The following is a 15624-nucleotide window of genomic DNA, read 5'->3' on the forward strand; positions in this document are numbered from 1 at the left end:
GACGTCAGGTCAAGCGGTTGTGACACCACCATGGTGTCGTGATGGTGTCGTGCGGCATTGCGCTGGTGCGTGGGCCGCTGTGGTCGTGGTCACGACCTGCGGGTTTGGTTGCCGAGGTCAAGGGGAACCGCGTCCCGTGGCCCTCGGGCCCCCCGGCTCAGAAAGGCGCGCCCGCATGCAAGCACCCGTCCCCCTCGCGTCCGACACGATCATCTCGGCCAACGCGGTCGACTACCTGATCGTCTTCCTCTACTTCGCGGTCGTCCTGGGCATCGGGATCATGGCGAGACGCCAGGTCTCCGACTCCGTCGACTTCTTCCTGTCCGGGCGCTCGCTGCCCGCGTGGGTGACCGGCCTGGCCTTCATCTCGGCCAACCTCGGCGCGGTCGAGATCATGGGCATGTCCGCCAACGGCGCGCAGTTCGGGCTGCCGGCGGTGCACTACTTCTGGGTCGGGGCGATCCCGGCGATGCTGTTCCTCGGCGTCGTGATGATGCCGTTCTACTACGGCTCGAAGGTCCGCTCCGTGCCGGAGTTCATGCGGCGCCGCTTCGGCACCGGGGCCCACCTGGTCAACGCGATCTCGTTCGCCGTCGCCCAGCTGCTCATCGCGGGCGTGAACCTCTACCTGCTCGGCTCGATCATCCACGCGCTGCTCGGCTGGCCGCTGTGGGTCGCGCTGATCGTGGCTGCGGCCATCGTGCTGTCCTACATCACCCTCGGCGGCCTCTCGGCGGCGATCTACAACGAGGTGCTGCAGTTCTTCGTGATCGTCGCGGCGCTGCTGCCCCTGACCCTGATCGGCCTCCACCGCGTCGGCGGCTGGGGCGGCCTCACGGACAAGATCACCGAGGCGGCCTCGCGCAGCGACACGATCGCGCCGGCGGCCCAGCAGCTCAACTCCTGGCCCGGCAACGCGCTCACCGGCTTCGACTCCGACTTCTGGTCGGTGGTCGGCATCGTGTTCGGGCTCGGGTTCGTGCTGTCGTTCGGCTACTGGACCACGAACTTCGTCGAGGTGCAGCGCGCGATGGCCTCCGACTCGATCTCGGCCGCCCGCAAGACGCCGATCATCGGTGCCTTCCCGAAGATGTTCATCCCGTTCGTCACCATCATCCCCGGCATGATCGCGGCCGTCCTGGTCTCCGACATCGCCCGGATGAAGGCCGGCGAGACGGTCGCGGGCGGTGCGTCGGGGGACGGGGTCACCTACAACGACTCGCTGCTCTACCTCATGCGCGACGTGCTCCCCAACGGCCTGCTCGGGCTCGCCATCACCGGTCTGCTCGCGGCGTTCATGGCCGGCATGGCGGCCAACATCTCGGCGTTCAACACGGTGCTGAGCTACGACCTCTGGCAGACGTACGTCGTCAAGGAGCGCAGCGACGACTACTACCTGCGGGTCGGGCGGCTCGCGACCGTGGTGGCGACGTTCGTCGCGATCTTCACCGCGGCGCTCGCCTCGAGCTTCTCGAACATCATGGACTACCTCCAGACGCTGTTCGGGTTCTTCAACGCGCCGCTGTTCGCGACCTTCATCCTCGGCATGTTCTGGAAGCGGATGACCCCGGCGGCGGGCTGGATCGGTCTGGCCTCCGGCACCATCGCCGCGGTCGTCACCGCGATCCTGTGCGACGGCACGCTCGGCGGCCTGAGCGTCGGCGTCATCCCGCTCTCGGGTCAGGGCGCGTCGTTCCTCGCGGCCTCGGTGGCCTTCGTCGTCGACGTGGTGCTGAGCATCGCGATCTCCATGGTGACCAAGCCGAAGCCGGTCGAGGAGCTGCGCGGGCTGGTCTACTCCGAGACGCCCAAGGAGGACCTGGTCGACGCCGACGAGGCGTCGCGGCCGTGGTTCAACCGCACGCTGCCGCTCGCCGGCATCGCGCTGGTGCTCGTCATCATCTTGAACGTGGCCTTCTGAGGAGGACGACATGGCTGACACCACGGCGGAGCAGAGCGGCAGGACCCACACCGCGGGCGCCCTCGACATCCGCAACATCATCGGCGGGCTGCTGGGCGCCTACGGCCTGATCCTCACGCTGATGGGGCTCTTCGGCGACAAGGAGCTCGACAAGACCGGCGACGTCAACGCCAACCTCTGGGCGGGCATCGCCCTGCTCGTGGTCGGCGCGGTGTTCCTCGTCTGGGCGCGGCTGCGCCCGGTCGTCGTCCCCGAACACGTCTCGGACCCCGACCACCGCGGCGGCCCCTCGCACTGACGGGGTGGGGAATCCCAGCAGCTGCTGGGATCGCCAACGTTCTGGGGGGTTGCAACACCCCAGAACGTCAGGAAGTGGCTCCAGGAGAGGGGCCCCGCGGAAGTCAGCGGCCGGTGTAGACGACGACGCCGTCGATGGCTCCGCTGAGGGGACCGCCGGTGCGGTAGAGGTCGACGGTGAACGGGCAGCCCGGCTCCTCGTCGTCCGCGCGCGGGTCGATCTCGAAGCGGAGCGCCTCGCGGTCGCCCACGCCGGGCGGGCGCTCGACGCCACAGGTCTCGGCCGGCGGCGTCGAGGTGCGTACGACGAGCCGCGGCATCCCGGTGGGCGTCGAGGCGGGGACGCGACCGGCGGTGGCGATCGCCTCGAGCAGCGTCGACCAGCGGTCCTGGTCGACGGCGGCGACGCGGTCGAGGGCCCAGGGCTCGCTGCCGTCGACGACGACCCGGACCGTGCGGGCGAAGTCCGGCGCGGGCCCGCCGAGAGCGAACGCGATGAAGCCCCAGGCCGCCGTGCGGGCGGGGTAGTCGGCGTCGCAGGTCGATCCGGACGGCACCGCGGTGCGGACCGTCACCGTGGAGCCCTCGGTGACCAGGCGCCCCGCCGCCGGGTCGGAGCCCAGCACCAGGCCGTCGGGCTCGCAGGCGCGGGAGGGCCGCAGGACGACGTCGAACCCCGCGTCGTCCAGCAAGCCCTCCGCTGCGGTGCCGTCGAGGCCGAAGAGCGAGGGCATGGCCTGCGTCGAGGGTCGCCAGCTCAGGGCCACGGCGACCACGGCCACGACGGCGACGATCGCCACCGCGACGAACGGCCCGGGGCTGCGCTCGCGCTTCTCCTCACCGCCGATCGCTCGCTCCAGCGCCTCGTGGACCAGCGGGTCGGGGTCGTCCGCGCGGCGGATCCGCTTGCGCTGCTCGAGCAGCACGCGGTCGACGTAGGTGCCGGCCTGGCCCTCGGCGACGCCGAGCAGCACGGCGTGCTCGATGAGCCGCCCGTAGCGCGCCGCGACGTACTGGTCGAAGTCCACTCCACCCCTCCGTCCCGAGCCTAGTCAGGCCCCCCAGGGGTGGGAACGACGAGAGCGCACGTCCGGCGGTGCCAGACGTGCGCTCTCGCTGATGCGGAGTGACTCAGAGGTCGAACAGCGACCCGGACTCGTCGATGTCGACACCCGTCTTCGGCGTGTGGCTCTCACCGGAGGCCGCGGGCTTCGGAGCCGGCTTCGACGCGGGCTCCTCAGCGGGCTCCGGCTCCTCGGTGGCCGGCTGCTCCTCGACGACCGGCGCCGGGGCCGGCTCCGGCTCCGGGGTGGGTGCCGGGGTGCTCTCGACGGTGGGCGAGGCGATGTCGAAGAGCGAGCCGCTGAAGTCGGCGCCGCTCGCCTGGACCGGTGCCGCGCTGGGCGGGGTCGAGGGCTGCTCGGGCTCGGCGACCGTGGTGTTGGCCGAGGTGGGCTCGTGGGCCTGCTCGGTCTGCACCTGGTCGGCGGGCTCGGCCTCGGTCTCCGCGGCCACCTGCGCCCCGGTGGGTGCCGCGGCCTCGGACGCCTCGGCGGGCGCCGCCGGGGCCGGGTCCGCCGGCTCCTCGAGGTCGAAGAGCGAGCCCCCCGAGGACAGGTCGACCTCGGCTGCCGGGGCGAGCTCCGGGGTCTCGTCGGGCACCGACGACTCGGCCGGTGCGGCCGGCTCGACCGGCGCCGCTGGGGCGGGCTCGTCCTCGGCGATGTCGAAGAGCGACCCGCCACCGAGCGACGTCTCGGCGGCCGGCGCGGCCGGCGCGGCCGGCTCGGCCTTCGCCGCCGGGGCGGCGGGGGTCGGCTCGTCCTCGGCGACGTCGAAGAGCGAGCCGCCCGAGGTGGCGGGCTTCGCCGCGGGGGCGGGCTCGGCCGGGGCGTCGTCCTCCACGTCGAACAGCGAGCCGCCCGAGGTGCCGGCGGGCTTCGCCGCCGGGGCGGGCTCGTCGGCAGCGGTGGTCGAGCTGTCGTCGACGTCGAAGAGCGACCCGCCCGAGGTGGCGGGCTTCGCGGCCTGCGCCTCCTCGGCGAGCGAGGCGCCGGCGGCGGCCGTCGCGGGCTTGTCCGGGTCCTCGGAGGCGTCCTCGAAGGGGTTGTCGAACAGCGAGGAGCCACCACCCGACGCCTTGGCGGCGGGGGAGGCCTCCGCGGTGTCGACCACGGTGTTCTCGGGGCTCTCGAGGGTGACGTCGCCCTGCTCGGGCTCGGCCTTGGTCTCGACCGAGCGGCCCTCGGTCGGTGCGGTCGCCCGCGCCTCGGGGGAGGCGGGGACGCCGTTCGACGAGCCGTCGAGCGAGCCGGGGGCGGCCCGGGTGGCCATCTCGCCCTTGACCGAGGCGAGCAGCATCTGGGCGACGTCGAGGACCTCGACCTCGGCGCGGGCCTGACCGGAGTCCTGGGCGGCGGTCAGGCCGTCGGAGAGCATCACGCGGCAGAACGGGCAGCCGACGGCGATCTGGTCGGCGCCGGTGCCGATGGCCTCGTTGGAGCGGTTCATGTTGATCCGCTCGCCGATGTTCTCCTCCATCCACATGCGCGCGCCGCCGGCGCCGCAGCAGAAGGACCGCTCGGAGTGGCGCTCCATCTCGACGTACTCGGCTCCGGGGAGCACCTGCAGCAGCTCGCGCGGCGGCGAGTAGACGCCGTTGTGGCGGCCGATGTAGCAGGGGTCGTGGTAGGTGATCTTGCGCTGGTGGGCGCCGGCGCCCTGGGCGACCGGGGTCAGCCTGCCCTCGCGCACCAGCCGGTTGAGCAGCTGGGTGTGGTGCACGACCTCGAGCTCGACGCCGAACTCCTTGTACTCGTTCTTGAGCGTGTTGAAGCAGTGGGCGCAGGTCGAGACGACCTTCTTGACCTTGAACTCCTTGAACGTCTCGACGTTCTGCTGGGCGAGGCCCTGGAAGACGAACTCGTTGCCGGCGCGGCGGGCCTGGTCGCCGTTGCAGGTCTCGCCGTTGCCGAGGACGGCGAACTCGACGTCGGCCATGTGCAGCAGCTCGGCCACCGCGCGGGTGGTCTTCTTCTGGCGGTCCTCGTAGGCGCCGGCGCAGCCGACCCAGAACAGCCACTCGACCTCGTCGAGCGACTCGACGTCCTCGCCGACGACCTTGACGTCGAAGTCGAGGCCCTTGGCCCAGTCCATGCGCGCCGTGGGCGACATGTTCCAGGGGTTGCCCTTGTTCTCCATGCCCTTGAAGAGCTGGTTGAGCTCGGCGGGGAAGTTGGACTCGACGAGCACCTGGTAGCGGCGCATGTCGACGATGTGGTCGACGTGCTCGATGTCGACGGGGCACTGCTCGACGCAGGCGCCGCAGGTCACGCAGGACCAGAGCACGTCGGTGTCGATGATCGCGCCGCCCTCGGGCTCCCAGGCGAGCCCCTCGGTCTCGCCGACCAGCGGGCGCTCGGCCTCCTCGAGGACGTCGGTGCCGAGGCCGGCGCGGGCGGCCTCGTCGGCCAGGATGTAGGGCGCCTTCGCGAACGCGTGATCGCGCAGGTTCATGATCAGCATCTTGGGAGACAGCGGCTTCTCGGTGTTCCACGCCGGGCACTGGCTCTGGCAGCGGCCGCACTCGGTGCAGCTGGCCATGTCGAGCAGGCCCTTCCAGCTGAAGTCCTCGATGGAGCCGACGCCGAGCGTGGCCTCCTCGTCGAGGTCGTCGATGTCGTCGAGGGTGACCGGCTTGCCGTCGTTCATCAGCGGCTTCACGGCGCCGAGGGCGACCGGGTCGCGCTTGAACATGACGTTGAGCGGGGCCACGAAGATGTGCAGGTGCTTGCTGTTGAGCACGATCACGAGGAAGGCGAGCATGACGCCGATGTGCAGCAGCAGGCCGACACCCTCGAGCACCTCGAGGCCGTCGGCGCCGATCGGGTGCAGCAGCTTGCCGATCGCGGTGGAGACGAACGCGCCCCAGCCGTAGGGCAGGTTGCCCTCGGCGGCGGCCGCGCCGCGGAAGAGGAACAACGTCCAGATGACGTTGACGATCATGAAGAGGATCAGCCAGGCGCCACCGAGGTGGGAGCCGGAGAAGCGGGAGCGACGGCCGAGCTCGCGGGGGTTGTTGCGCAGCCGGATCCAGGCGAAGAGGCCGAGGCCGACGAGGCAGAGGACGGCGATCATGTCCTGCGCGAAGCCGAGCACGTCCCAGTGGCCGACGACCGGGATGGCCCACTCGGGGTTGCGGCTGAACAGGATGCCGAACGCCTCGAGGTAGACGGTGCCGAGGATCAGGAACGCCCAGAAGACGAACGCGTGCGCCACGCCGGGCACCGACCACTTCAGCAGCTTGCGCTGGCCGAGCACCTCGACGAGCTGGGCCCGCGTGGTCTCACCGATGTTGCGCCGCGCCTGCTCGATGCGGTCGGGGGCCGGCTTGCCGCTGCTGATCAGCCGGTAGAGGAAGAACACCCGCTTGCCCGCCAAGGGCAGCGCGACCGCCATCATGACGAGTCCGGCGATCAGCACCCACAGATCCACGTTCGAGCCTCTTTCGTCGCTTGCGTCGCCCTGCCGCTCGAACCTTACGGCTCGGCACCCCCGCTCAGGGCGGGGTGAGAGAAATCCTACTTCTGGGTAACTTCGGCCCGGTTCGCCCCCGGGGCGCCGGGCCGGCGCTCGTCGGTCCGCGGAGCCGTCGCGACAGCAGTCCCGCGGTGCGGGCCACCTCGGTGACCAGGCGCTCGAGGTCGCCGCCCGCGTCTCCCTCGGGGAAGGTGACGGCGACCCCGGCCAGCGGGTGCGCGTTGTGGTCGAGCACCGCGACGGCGACGGACGCGAGCCCGGGGGTGACCTCGCCGCGCTCCTCGGCGTGGCCGCGCTGGCGGGTCTCGGCGAGCAGCACGCGCAGGGCCGAGAGCGAGGTCGGGCCCGTGCCGTGGCGGGTCACGAACGCCGACGCGGCGGGGTAGAGCGCCCGCAGCTGGGCCGGCGGCAGGTGCGCGAGCACGGCGCGACCCGAGGCGGTGAGGTGGGCGGGCAGGCGGACCCCCACGTCGCTGACCAGCGGTGGGCGCCCGGGTGCGCGCTCCTCGAGCACGTAGAGGACGTCCGAGCCGTGGAGGACCGCGAGGTGGGCGGAGTGCCCGACCCGGTCGACGAGCTCGGCCAGCGGGCGGCGCGCGAGCCGCTGCAGCGGCGCTTGACGGCTGTAGCCGCTGCCGACCTCGAACGCCGCCACCCCGAGCCCCCAACGGTGCTCGTCGGGCAGGTGGACGACGAAGCCCTCCTCGACCATCGCCGTCAGCAGGTGGTACGCCGAGGAGCGCGGCAGCGCGCAGGCCCGGGCGATCGCGTCGAGGCTGACCGGGTCGGCCTGGGTGGCGAGGTAGCGCAGGACCCGCAGCGTGCGGGTCGCAGCCGGCACCTGTCCCACGGCCGGTCAGCCTAGGGGAGGCTTCTCAGGCTCCGGGCTCGTGCCGCTGCTCGTCGGCGGCGCGGCGGGCTCGCTCGACGACACGGCGGGCGACCTCGTCACGGGTGGCGGCCCGCTCGGCCCGCCGGTCGCGCTCCTCGCTGAGCGAGAAGGTCGGCTTGCGCACCGTGGCCGGTGCCGACGAGGTCGGGGCGCCCCGGCCCGGGCGCGAGCGTCCGCGCAGCGCGACCGCGGCGATCGCGAGCACCACGAGGACCACCACGACGATCATGGCGGCGTTCTTGAGCACCGGTCCCCCCGGATCCTTCGACGTGTGCGTCGGATCCGACCCCCCGGTGGACCCCTCCCCACCTCTGCGGGTGTGGGGTCGATCATGACCGACGGGCACCGCCACGACAAGACCCGTAAAGGGTGGTGGGACGTCCCTGTGCAGGTCAGGAGAGGTGTCGCTCGTCACGCACGGGGACCAGCGCGACGGCGACCAGCGGGAACGCCGCGGCCAGCGCGAACGTCGCGGAGTAGCCCCACGAGGCGACCGCGAGGCCGGCGACGGGCGGGACGGCGGCAGCGGCGAGGTACTGCGCGGTGTTCTGCACCCCGAGCGCGCGGCCCGACCAGTGCGGCCCGGCCCGCTCGGCGACGGCGGTGTAGGCGAGGCCGTTGTCGGCGACGGTGACGACGGTCGCGAGCACCACGAGGGGTACGGCGACCGCGAGGTCGAGACCGGCGCTCACGCCGAGCAGCCCCATCGTGACCGCGGCAGCGAGCGTGACCCAGCGCAGCGGTCGCATCCGGGCCCCGACCACGTCGGAGAGCTGGCCGACGCCGATGCGGCCCAGCGCCCCGGCGACCTGGGCGACGGCGACGAGCGTGCCCGCGGCGCCGGGTGACCAGCCCCGGTCCTGCACGAGCCAGACCAGCGCGAAGGTCCACACGAGGAACTGCGGCACCACGAGCAGCACCGAGACGCCGTGGATGCGGGGCAGGTAGCGGTCGGCGTAGGGGTTGGGCGCCGCGACCGACCCCCGGGCGGGCCGCGGGGGGTCGAGCACGACGGCGGCGACGAGCCCGGCCGCGAGGGCGCAGACGACGACGGCGACCCACATCGCGGCGTACGGCCCCGAGCGGTCGGCGACCACCGCCATCGACACGGCCGCGATGCCGACCCCGGCGGGCTGGGCCATCTGACGGATGCCCATCGCGAGGCCGCGCCGCTGCGGCGGGAACCAGCCGACGACCACCCGCCCGCTCGCGACGTTGGTCGTGGCCGCGAACGCCGCGCCCAGCGCGAGCGCGGCGGCGAGCAGGACGGGGCTGCCGGACAGCGCGGCGAGCACCCCGCACACGACGCTGCCGGTGAGACCGACGAGGAGCACGAGCCGCTCGCCGCGCCGGTCGGTGACGATGCCCCACGGCACCAGGGCCAGCGTGATGCCGGCGAGCGGCGCCGCCGCGACCAGGCCCGCGGAGGCGAGGCTGAGCCCCTCGCGCTCGTGGAGCGAGGGGATGAGGAACGCCGGACCGTGGACGAGCACGGCCGAGGCCGCCTGCGCCGCCGTGCTCGCCGCGAGCATCGCCCAGCGCCGGCCGGTGCCGATGTCGGGTCGGGCCTCGGTGGTCGTCACCGCACCAGTCTGGGGTTTCTCGGATCCGAGACCCGGGCGGGTTCCGAGGCGTGGTCGGGTCCCGTCGGCGCGGCGTTCACTGAGGGCGTGACGCACCCGCACCCCCCGTCCGTGACCGTCGGCACCGGCCCCGTCCGACCCGACGACCTGCTCGCCGTGGCCCGCCGCGGCGCCCGCGTCGAGCTGAGCGAGGAGGCCCTCGTCGCGATCGACCGGGCCCGCTCGGTCGTCGAGGAGCTGGCCGCCGCCCCGACCCCGGCGTACGGCATCTCGACCGGCTTCGGTGCTCTCGCCACCCGGCACATCCCCGTCGAGATGCGGGCCCAGCTGCAGCGCTCCCTCGTGCGCTCGCACGCCGCCGGCTCGGGTCCCGAGGTCGAGCGCGAGGTGGTGCGCGCGCTGATGCTGCTGCGGCTGTCGACGCTCGCGACCGGCCACACCGGCGTACGCCGCGAGACCGCGCAGCTCCTCGCCGCCCTGCTGAGCCACGGGATCACGCCGGTGGTGCACGAGTACGGCTCGCTCGGCTGCTCCGGCGACCTCGCACCGCTGTCGCACTGCGCGCTCGCACTGATCGGCGAAGGACCGGTGCGCGACGTCGACGGCCAGCTGCGCCCGGCGGCCGAGGCGCTGGCCGCGGCCGGCCTCACCCCCGTCGAGCTGGGCGCCAAGGAGGGGCTAGCCCTCATCAACGGCACCGACGGCATGCTCGGCATGCTGCTCATGGCGATCGCGGACCTGAGGATGCTGCTGCGCACCGCCGACGTCGCCGCGGCCATGTCGGTCGAGGCCCAGCTCGGCACGGACCGGGTCTTCGCCGCCGAGCTGCAGGCGCTGCGCCCGCAGGTCGGGCAGGGGCTCTCCGCGGCCAACCTCGTGCGCATCCTGGCGGGCTCGGAGGTCATGGCGAGCCACCGCGAGGACAAGGTGCACCGGGTCCAGGACGCCTACTCGCTGCGCTGCTCGCCGCAGGTGCACGGTGCCGCCCGCGACACCGTCGAGCACGCCGCCACCGTCGCCGACCGCGAGCTCGCCTCGGCCGTCGACAACCCGGTCGTCCTCGACGACGGGCGCGTGATGAGCAACGGCAACTTCCACGGCGCGCCGGTCGCCTACGTGCTCGACTTCCTCGCCATCGTCACCGCCGACGTCGCGAGCATCAGCGAGCGGCGCACCGACCGGTTCCTCGACCGGGCGCGCAGCCACGACCTGCCGCCGTTCCTCGCCGGTGACCCGGGCGTCGACAGCGGGCTGATGATCGCGCAGTACACCCAGGCGGCGATCGTCTCCGAGCTGAAGCGCCTCGCCACCCCGGCCAGCGTCGACTCGATCCCCTCCAGCGCCATGCAGGAGGACCACGTCTCGATGGGGTGGAACGCCGCGCGCAAGCTGCGCCGCTCCGTCGACGGCCTCGCCCGCGTCGTCGCCGTCGAGGTGATGACCGCCGCCCGCGCGCTCGACCTGCGCGCCCCGCTCGCGCCCGCCCCGGCCACGGCCGCCGTCGTCGCGCTGCTGCGCGAGCACGGCGTCGAGGGTCCTGGCACCGACCGCTTCCTCGCCCCCGAGATCGAGGCCGCCGTCGGCCTGGTCGCCTCGGGCGCCGTCCTGTCCACCGTCGAGAACGTCACCGGAGAGCTCGCATGACCGTCACCGCCGACCGCAACCCCCGTCTCCCGATCCGCGCCGACCGCGGCACCACCCTGCGCGCCCGCTCCTGGCAGACCGAGGCGCCGCTGCGGATGCTCATGAACAACCTCGACCCCGACAACGCCGAGCGCCCCGAGGACCTCGTCGTCTACGGCGGCACGGGCAAGGCCGCGCGCAGCTGGGCGGCGTACGACGCGCTCGTGCGCACGCTCGAGACGCTCGGCGACGACGAGACGATGCTCGTGCAGTCGGGCAAGCCGGTCGGCGTCATGCGCACCCACGCGTGGGCCCCACGGGTGCTGATCGCCAACTCCAACCTGGTCGGCGACTGGGCCAACTGGGAGGAGTTCCGCCGCCTGGAGGACCTCGGGCTGACGATGTACGGCCAGATGACCGCCGGGTCGTGGATCTACATCGGCACCCAGGGGATCCTGCAGGGCACCTTCGAGACCTTCGCGGCGGTGGCCGACAAGAGGTTCGGAGGCACCCTGGCCGGCACCATCACCCTGACCGCCGGCCTCGGTGGCATGGGCGGCGCGCAGCCCCTCGCGGTGACGATGAACGACGGTGTCGCCATCTGCGTCGACGTCGACGAGACCCGGATCGCCCGCCGCATCGAGCACCGCTACCTCGACGTCCGCGCCGACTCGCTCGAGCACGCCCTCGAGCTGGCAGTGGAGGCCCGCGACGCGCGGCGGCCGCTGTCGATCGGCGTGCTGGGCAACGCCGCCGAGGTGTTCCCGCGGCTGCTCGAGCTGGAGGCCCCGATCGACGTCGTCACCGACCAGACCTCGGCCCACGACCCGCTGTCCTACCTCCCGGTCGGCGTCCCCTTCGCCGACTGGAAGGGCGCCGCCGAGCGCGACCCCGACGGCTTCACGAAGGACGCGCAGGCCTCGATGGCCGCGCACGTGCGCGCGATGGTGGGGTTCCAGGACAAGGGCGCCGAGGTCTTCGACTACGGCAACTCCATCCGCGACGAGGCGCGCAAGGGCGGCTACGACCGGGCGTTCGCGTTCCCCGGCTTCGTGCCGGCCTACATCCGGCCGCTGTTCTGCTCCGGCAAGGGCCCGTTCCGCTGGGCCGCGCTCTCGGGCGACCCCGCCGACATCGCCGCGACCGACCGGGCGATCCTCGAGCTCTTCCCCGACGACGAGCGGCTGCGGAAGTGGATCACCATGGCCGGTGAGCGCGTCTCCTTCCAGGGCCTGCCCGCCCGGATCTGCTGGCTGGGGTACGGCGAGCGCCACCGCGCCGGGCTGCGGTTCAACGAGATGGTCGCCTCCGGCGAGCTCAAGGCGCCGATCGTCATCGGCCGCGACCACCTCGACTGCGGGTCCGTCGCCTCGCCGTACCGCGAGACCGAGGCGATGCTCGACGGCTCCGACGCCATCGCCGACTGGGCGCTGCTCAACGCCCTGGTCAACACCGCGTCGGGCGCCACCTGGGTCTCCATCCACCACGGCGGCGGCGTCGGCATGGGCCGCTCCATCCACGCGGGCCAGGTCTGCGTCGCCGACGGCACCGACCTCGCCGCGGAGAAGATCGAGCGGGTGCTGACCAACGACCCCGGCATGGGCGTCGTCCGCCACGTCGACGCGGGCTACGACCTCGCCGCCGAGGTCGCTGCCGAGCGCGGCGTGCGGGTGCCGATGCAGGAGTGAGGTGGTTTCGAGACAGGCCTGGCGGCCTTCCTCGACCACCGTGACCGGACCTCCCGGTGGTCGAGGAGGTCGTGCAGCGACCGTCTCGAAACCACGCCGCAGGTCTGGCAGGGTCGTGCCGGTGAGCACGCCCGCCGAGGAGTTCCGCCAGGTCGCCGGTCGCTTCGCCGAGGTCGTCGACGCCGTGCCCGAGGGGGCGTGGGACGCGCCGGCGCCCGTCGAGGGCTGGGTCGCGCGGGACGTCGTACGCCACCTCGTCGGGTGGTTCCCGCCGTTCCTGGCCGGGGGCGCGGGCATCGAGCTGCCGGCCGGGCCGTCGGTCGACGACGACCCGGCGCAGGCGTGGCGGGTGCTCCAGGACGGCGTGCAGGCGCTGCTCGACGACCCGGCGTACGCCGACCGGACGCTCAGCAACCCCCACATCGGCGAGGTGCCGGTGCCGCAGGCGGTCGCGCAGTTCTTCACCGCCGACGTCTTCATGCACACGTGGGACCTGGCCCGCGCGACCGGTCAGCCGGCCCGGCTGGACCCGGCACGGTGCGCCGAGATGCTCGCCGGGATGGAGCCGATCGAGGGGCTCCTGCGCGGCAGCGGGCAGTACGGCCCCCGCGTCGCGGTGCCCGACGACGCCGATGCGGAGACCCGGCTGGTCGGCTTCATCGGTCGCGACCCGGCCTGGACACGATCCGTAGGCTGACCGCGTGACGAGCCAGCCTGCGCGGTCCCGCACGAGCCTCACCGGCATCAGCTCGCGAGCCTGGGAGCACCCGGCCGACCGGGGCGCGCTGGTCGCGCTGCGCAAGCTCAAGGGGTTCGACTCGGTGCTCAAGGCCGTCTCGGGGCTGGTCAGCGAGCGCCGGGTGCGGCTGGAGTACCTCGGCTCCGGCGTCCGCGTCGACGACCGCCAGTTCGCGGGCATCCACCGGCTCGTCGCCGAGGTCGGGCGGGTGCTCGACGTGGCCGAGCTGCCCGAGGTCTTCGTGGTCAACCAGCCGTTCACCGGGGCGATGACCATCGGCATGGACAAGCCGATCGTCGTGCTCCACTCGGCGCTGCTCGACCTGTTCACCGAGGAGGAGCTGCGCTTCGTCGTGGCCCACGAGATCGGGCACGCCCTGAGCGGGCACGCGGTCTACCGCACCCTGCTGATGCGGCTGCTCGAGCTGTCCGGGGTCTGGGGCGCGGTGCCGGGCGGGGCCCTCGGCGTCCGCGTCATCATCGCCGCGCTCTACGAGTGGCAGCGCAAGTCCGAGCTGTCCGCCGACCGCGCCGGGCTGCTCGCGACCCAGGACCCGGCCGTCGCCTTCCGCGTGCACATGAAGCTCGCCAGCGGCTCCGGCGACCTCTCCGAGCTCGACCAGACGTCGTTCTTCGCACAGGGCCAGGAGTACCTCGACACCAGCGACGTCCGCGACTCCGTGCTCAAGCTGATGCTGGTCGAGCGCACCACCCACCCCTACGCCGCCGTACGCGCGGCGGAGCTGCGGCGCTGGGTCGACTCGGGCGACTACACCCGGGTGCTGGGCGGCGACTACCCGCGCCGCGAGGACGACGCGTCGGCCAGCATGACCGACGCCGCCCGCGCGGCCGCGGCGAGCTACGCCGACACCTTCCGCCAGACCCAGGACGCGCTCGGCAACCTCGTCCACGAGGTCGCGGGGTTCCTCGGCAGCGCCAAGATCTGGTTCGACGAGCAGCTGCGGCGCACGCGCGGCAGCGACTGAGCGGCTGACGGGTCCCGCAGACGACACCGCTCCCCGGGGCCGAGGCCCAGGGGAGCGATGAGGGAGCGGGGTGGGTCAGTCGCGAGCCAGCGGGACGTCGACGACGGCCTCGCGGCGTCCGCCCTTGCGGATCGGGCGGGTGCAGCCCTCGCCGAGCCCGAGGGTCTGGAGACCGGCGAGGTCACCGAGGGCGTAGAGACCGCGGTAGTGACCGTCGGGGTAGCGCAGGTAGGTCACCCCGTTCATGATCTCCTCGGGGTTGGACGGCACGTGGTCGAGGCCCATGGCGTGCCCGATCTCGTGGATGAGGATCTCGCCCTGGGTGGGCTGGCGGGTCGAGTCGAAGCTCTGGGCGAAGCCGTACTGGTTGTTGGGGTCGAAGTACTCCGCCGCGATCGTGACGGCCGCGGTGCGGGTCTGGATGACCCGCTTGCCCTTGGCGTTGCGGGCGTAGACGGCCTTGACCGGACCGCCGAAGCCGGCCTTGTTCTGGGCCTGGAACTCCGGCACCTGGGCCAGCGAACCCCAGGCGATGACCAGGTCGACGCCCTTCGGGTTGGGCACGGGCTTCTGGTAGTTCGAGTGCGGGACGTTGCTCGTCGGGCCGACGTAGCGGACCTTGATGCCGGTCGCCCACGAGACCTGGGCCATGGCCTGCTGGGCCAGCGCCAGGCCGGTGTCGCCGACGAGGGAGTAGTTGACCGCGTAGGTCAGCGTCTTGCACGGGTTGAACGCGAACGCCTTGCGCCGCTCGGTGTGCATCCCGGAGATGTAGGAGTAGGCCGCCGGGTTGCCGCGCGGGGTGTAGTACGGCACGACGGTGGCGGTGGTGCTCTTGCTCAGCCGCTTGCCGCCACCCTTCGTGGTGATGCGCACCTTGTGCGCGCCGTACCAGTCGAGCGCGCCGGAGATGGCGAAGTTGCCCTTGCGGTCGGCGCGGGTCTTGCCGAAGCTCGTCCAGCCGCCCTTGATCTTGACCTGCAGGGCGAGCTTGCGCTTCTTGCCCGAGACCTTGCCGTGGGCGACGACGCCGGCGCCGCCGGGGTTGAAGGTGGTGGAGTCCCACACGACCTTCAGCTTCTTCTTCTTGCGGCGGGCCTGCTCGCCGGCGGCGGGACCGGCGACGGCCGCGGCCGAGACGCTGCTGCCGGTCGTGCCGCTGCGCTCGGCGGAGGCGACCGGGGTGGTGCCGGCCAGCAGGCCGGCGGCGAGGGCGAGGGTGGCGCCGGAGGCGGCCAGGACGCGCGTGCGGCGCGGCGGGAGGGGGTTCGTCACCGCGGTGCCTTACCCGAACGCCGCCGTGCGGAAACCCCTGACGCCCGGTCTTCCTGGAGCCGTTCTAGTCGGCCAGCTCGTC

Annotated in this window: 12 protein-coding genes; 6 read left to right on the forward strand and 6 right to left on the reverse strand. The window is 72.9% G+C overall.

Annotated features, from left to right (window positions below; translation table 11 throughout):
- Window positions 1–175: 175 nt before the first annotated feature.
- On the forward strand, window positions 176–1921 hold the full coding sequence (locus GRQ65_RS08970; protein WP_160877413.1) for a sodium:solute symporter family protein: 1746 nt from the start codon (window positions 176–178) through the stop codon (window positions 1919–1921).
- A gap of 10 nt (window positions 1922–1931) precedes the next feature.
- A complete protein-coding gene (locus GRQ65_RS08975; RefSeq protein ID WP_160877415.1) occupies window positions 1932–2219 on the forward strand; it encodes a hypothetical protein in 288 nt (95 codons plus the stop codon).
- Between the two features lie 103 nt (window positions 2220–2322).
- On the opposite strand, the gene GRQ65_RS08980 is transcribed toward GRQ65_RS08975, so the two are convergent.
- The 5 genes from GRQ65_RS08980 to GRQ65_RS09000 form a co-directional block, all read right to left on the reverse strand.
- Window positions 2323–3246: a PASTA domain-containing protein gene (locus GRQ65_RS08980; RefSeq protein ID WP_160877417.1), complete on the reverse strand. Its 924-nt coding sequence runs from the start codon at window positions 3244–3246 to the stop codon at window positions 2323–2325.
- Between the two features lie 103 nt (window positions 3247–3349).
- Window positions 3350–6712: a (Fe-S)-binding protein gene (locus GRQ65_RS08985; protein ID WP_337191585.1), complete on the reverse strand. Its 3363-nt coding sequence runs from the start codon at window positions 6710–6712 to the stop codon at window positions 3350–3352.
- A 64-nt stretch (window positions 6713–6776) separates the two neighbouring features.
- The gene (locus tag GRQ65_RS08990; protein WP_160877419.1) at window positions 6777–7607 is read right to left on the reverse strand and encodes an IclR family transcriptional regulator domain-containing protein; all 831 of its coding nucleotides are present in this window, start codon (window positions 7605–7607) and stop codon (window positions 6777–6779) included.
- Between the two features lie 25 nt (window positions 7608–7632).
- The gene (locus tag GRQ65_RS08995) at window positions 7633–7896 is read right to left on the reverse strand and encodes a hypothetical protein (RefSeq protein WP_160877421.1); all 264 of its coding nucleotides are present in this window, start codon (window positions 7894–7896) and stop codon (window positions 7633–7635) included.
- Window positions 7897–8041: 145 nt separating this feature from the next.
- Complete coding sequence (locus tag GRQ65_RS09000) at window positions 8042–9232, reverse strand: MFS transporter (RefSeq protein WP_337191586.1); 1191 nt, start codon at window positions 9230–9232, stop codon at window positions 8042–8044.
- Between the two features lie 87 nt (window positions 9233–9319).
- On the opposite strand from GRQ65_RS09000, the gene hutH reads away from it, so the two are divergent.
- From hutH to GRQ65_RS09020, 4 genes are all read left to right on the forward strand, one after another.
- Window positions 9320–10876 carry a histidine ammonia-lyase gene (hutH, locus tag GRQ65_RS09005; protein WP_160877423.1) on the forward strand — a complete coding sequence of 519 codons (1557 nt, stop codon included), beginning with the start codon at window positions 9320–9322 and terminating at the stop codon, window positions 10874–10876.
- The gene (hutU, locus tag GRQ65_RS09010; protein WP_160877425.1) at window positions 10873–12543 is read left to right on the forward strand and encodes a urocanate hydratase; all 1671 of its coding nucleotides are present in this window, start codon (window positions 10873–10875) and stop codon (window positions 12541–12543) included. The genes hutH and hutU overlap by 4 nt, the downstream gene beginning before the upstream one ends.
- A gap of 121 nt (window positions 12544–12664) precedes the next feature.
- Complete coding sequence (locus GRQ65_RS09015) at window positions 12665–13240, forward strand: TIGR03086 family metal-binding protein (protein ID WP_337191587.1); 576 nt, start codon at window positions 12665–12667, stop codon at window positions 13238–13240.
- Between the two features lie 4 nt (window positions 13241–13244).
- Entirely contained in the window at window positions 13245–14267 is a 1023-nt protein-coding gene (locus tag GRQ65_RS09020; protein ID WP_160877429.1) for a M48 family metalloprotease, read from the forward strand.
- A 75-nt stretch (window positions 14268–14342) separates the two neighbouring features.
- On the opposite strand, the gene GRQ65_RS09025 is transcribed toward GRQ65_RS09020, so the two are convergent.
- Window positions 14343–15542, reverse strand: a complete 1200-nt coding sequence (locus tag GRQ65_RS09025; protein ID WP_160877431.1) for a zinc metalloprotease — start codon at window positions 15540–15542, stop codon at window positions 14343–14345.
- Window positions 15543–15624 lie beyond the last annotated feature (82 nt).

The organism is Nocardioides flavescens, assembly GCF_009823805.1.
GTDB classification, from domain to species: domain Bacteria; phylum Actinomycetota; class Actinomycetes; order Propionibacteriales; family Nocardioidaceae; genus Nocardioides; species Nocardioides flavescens.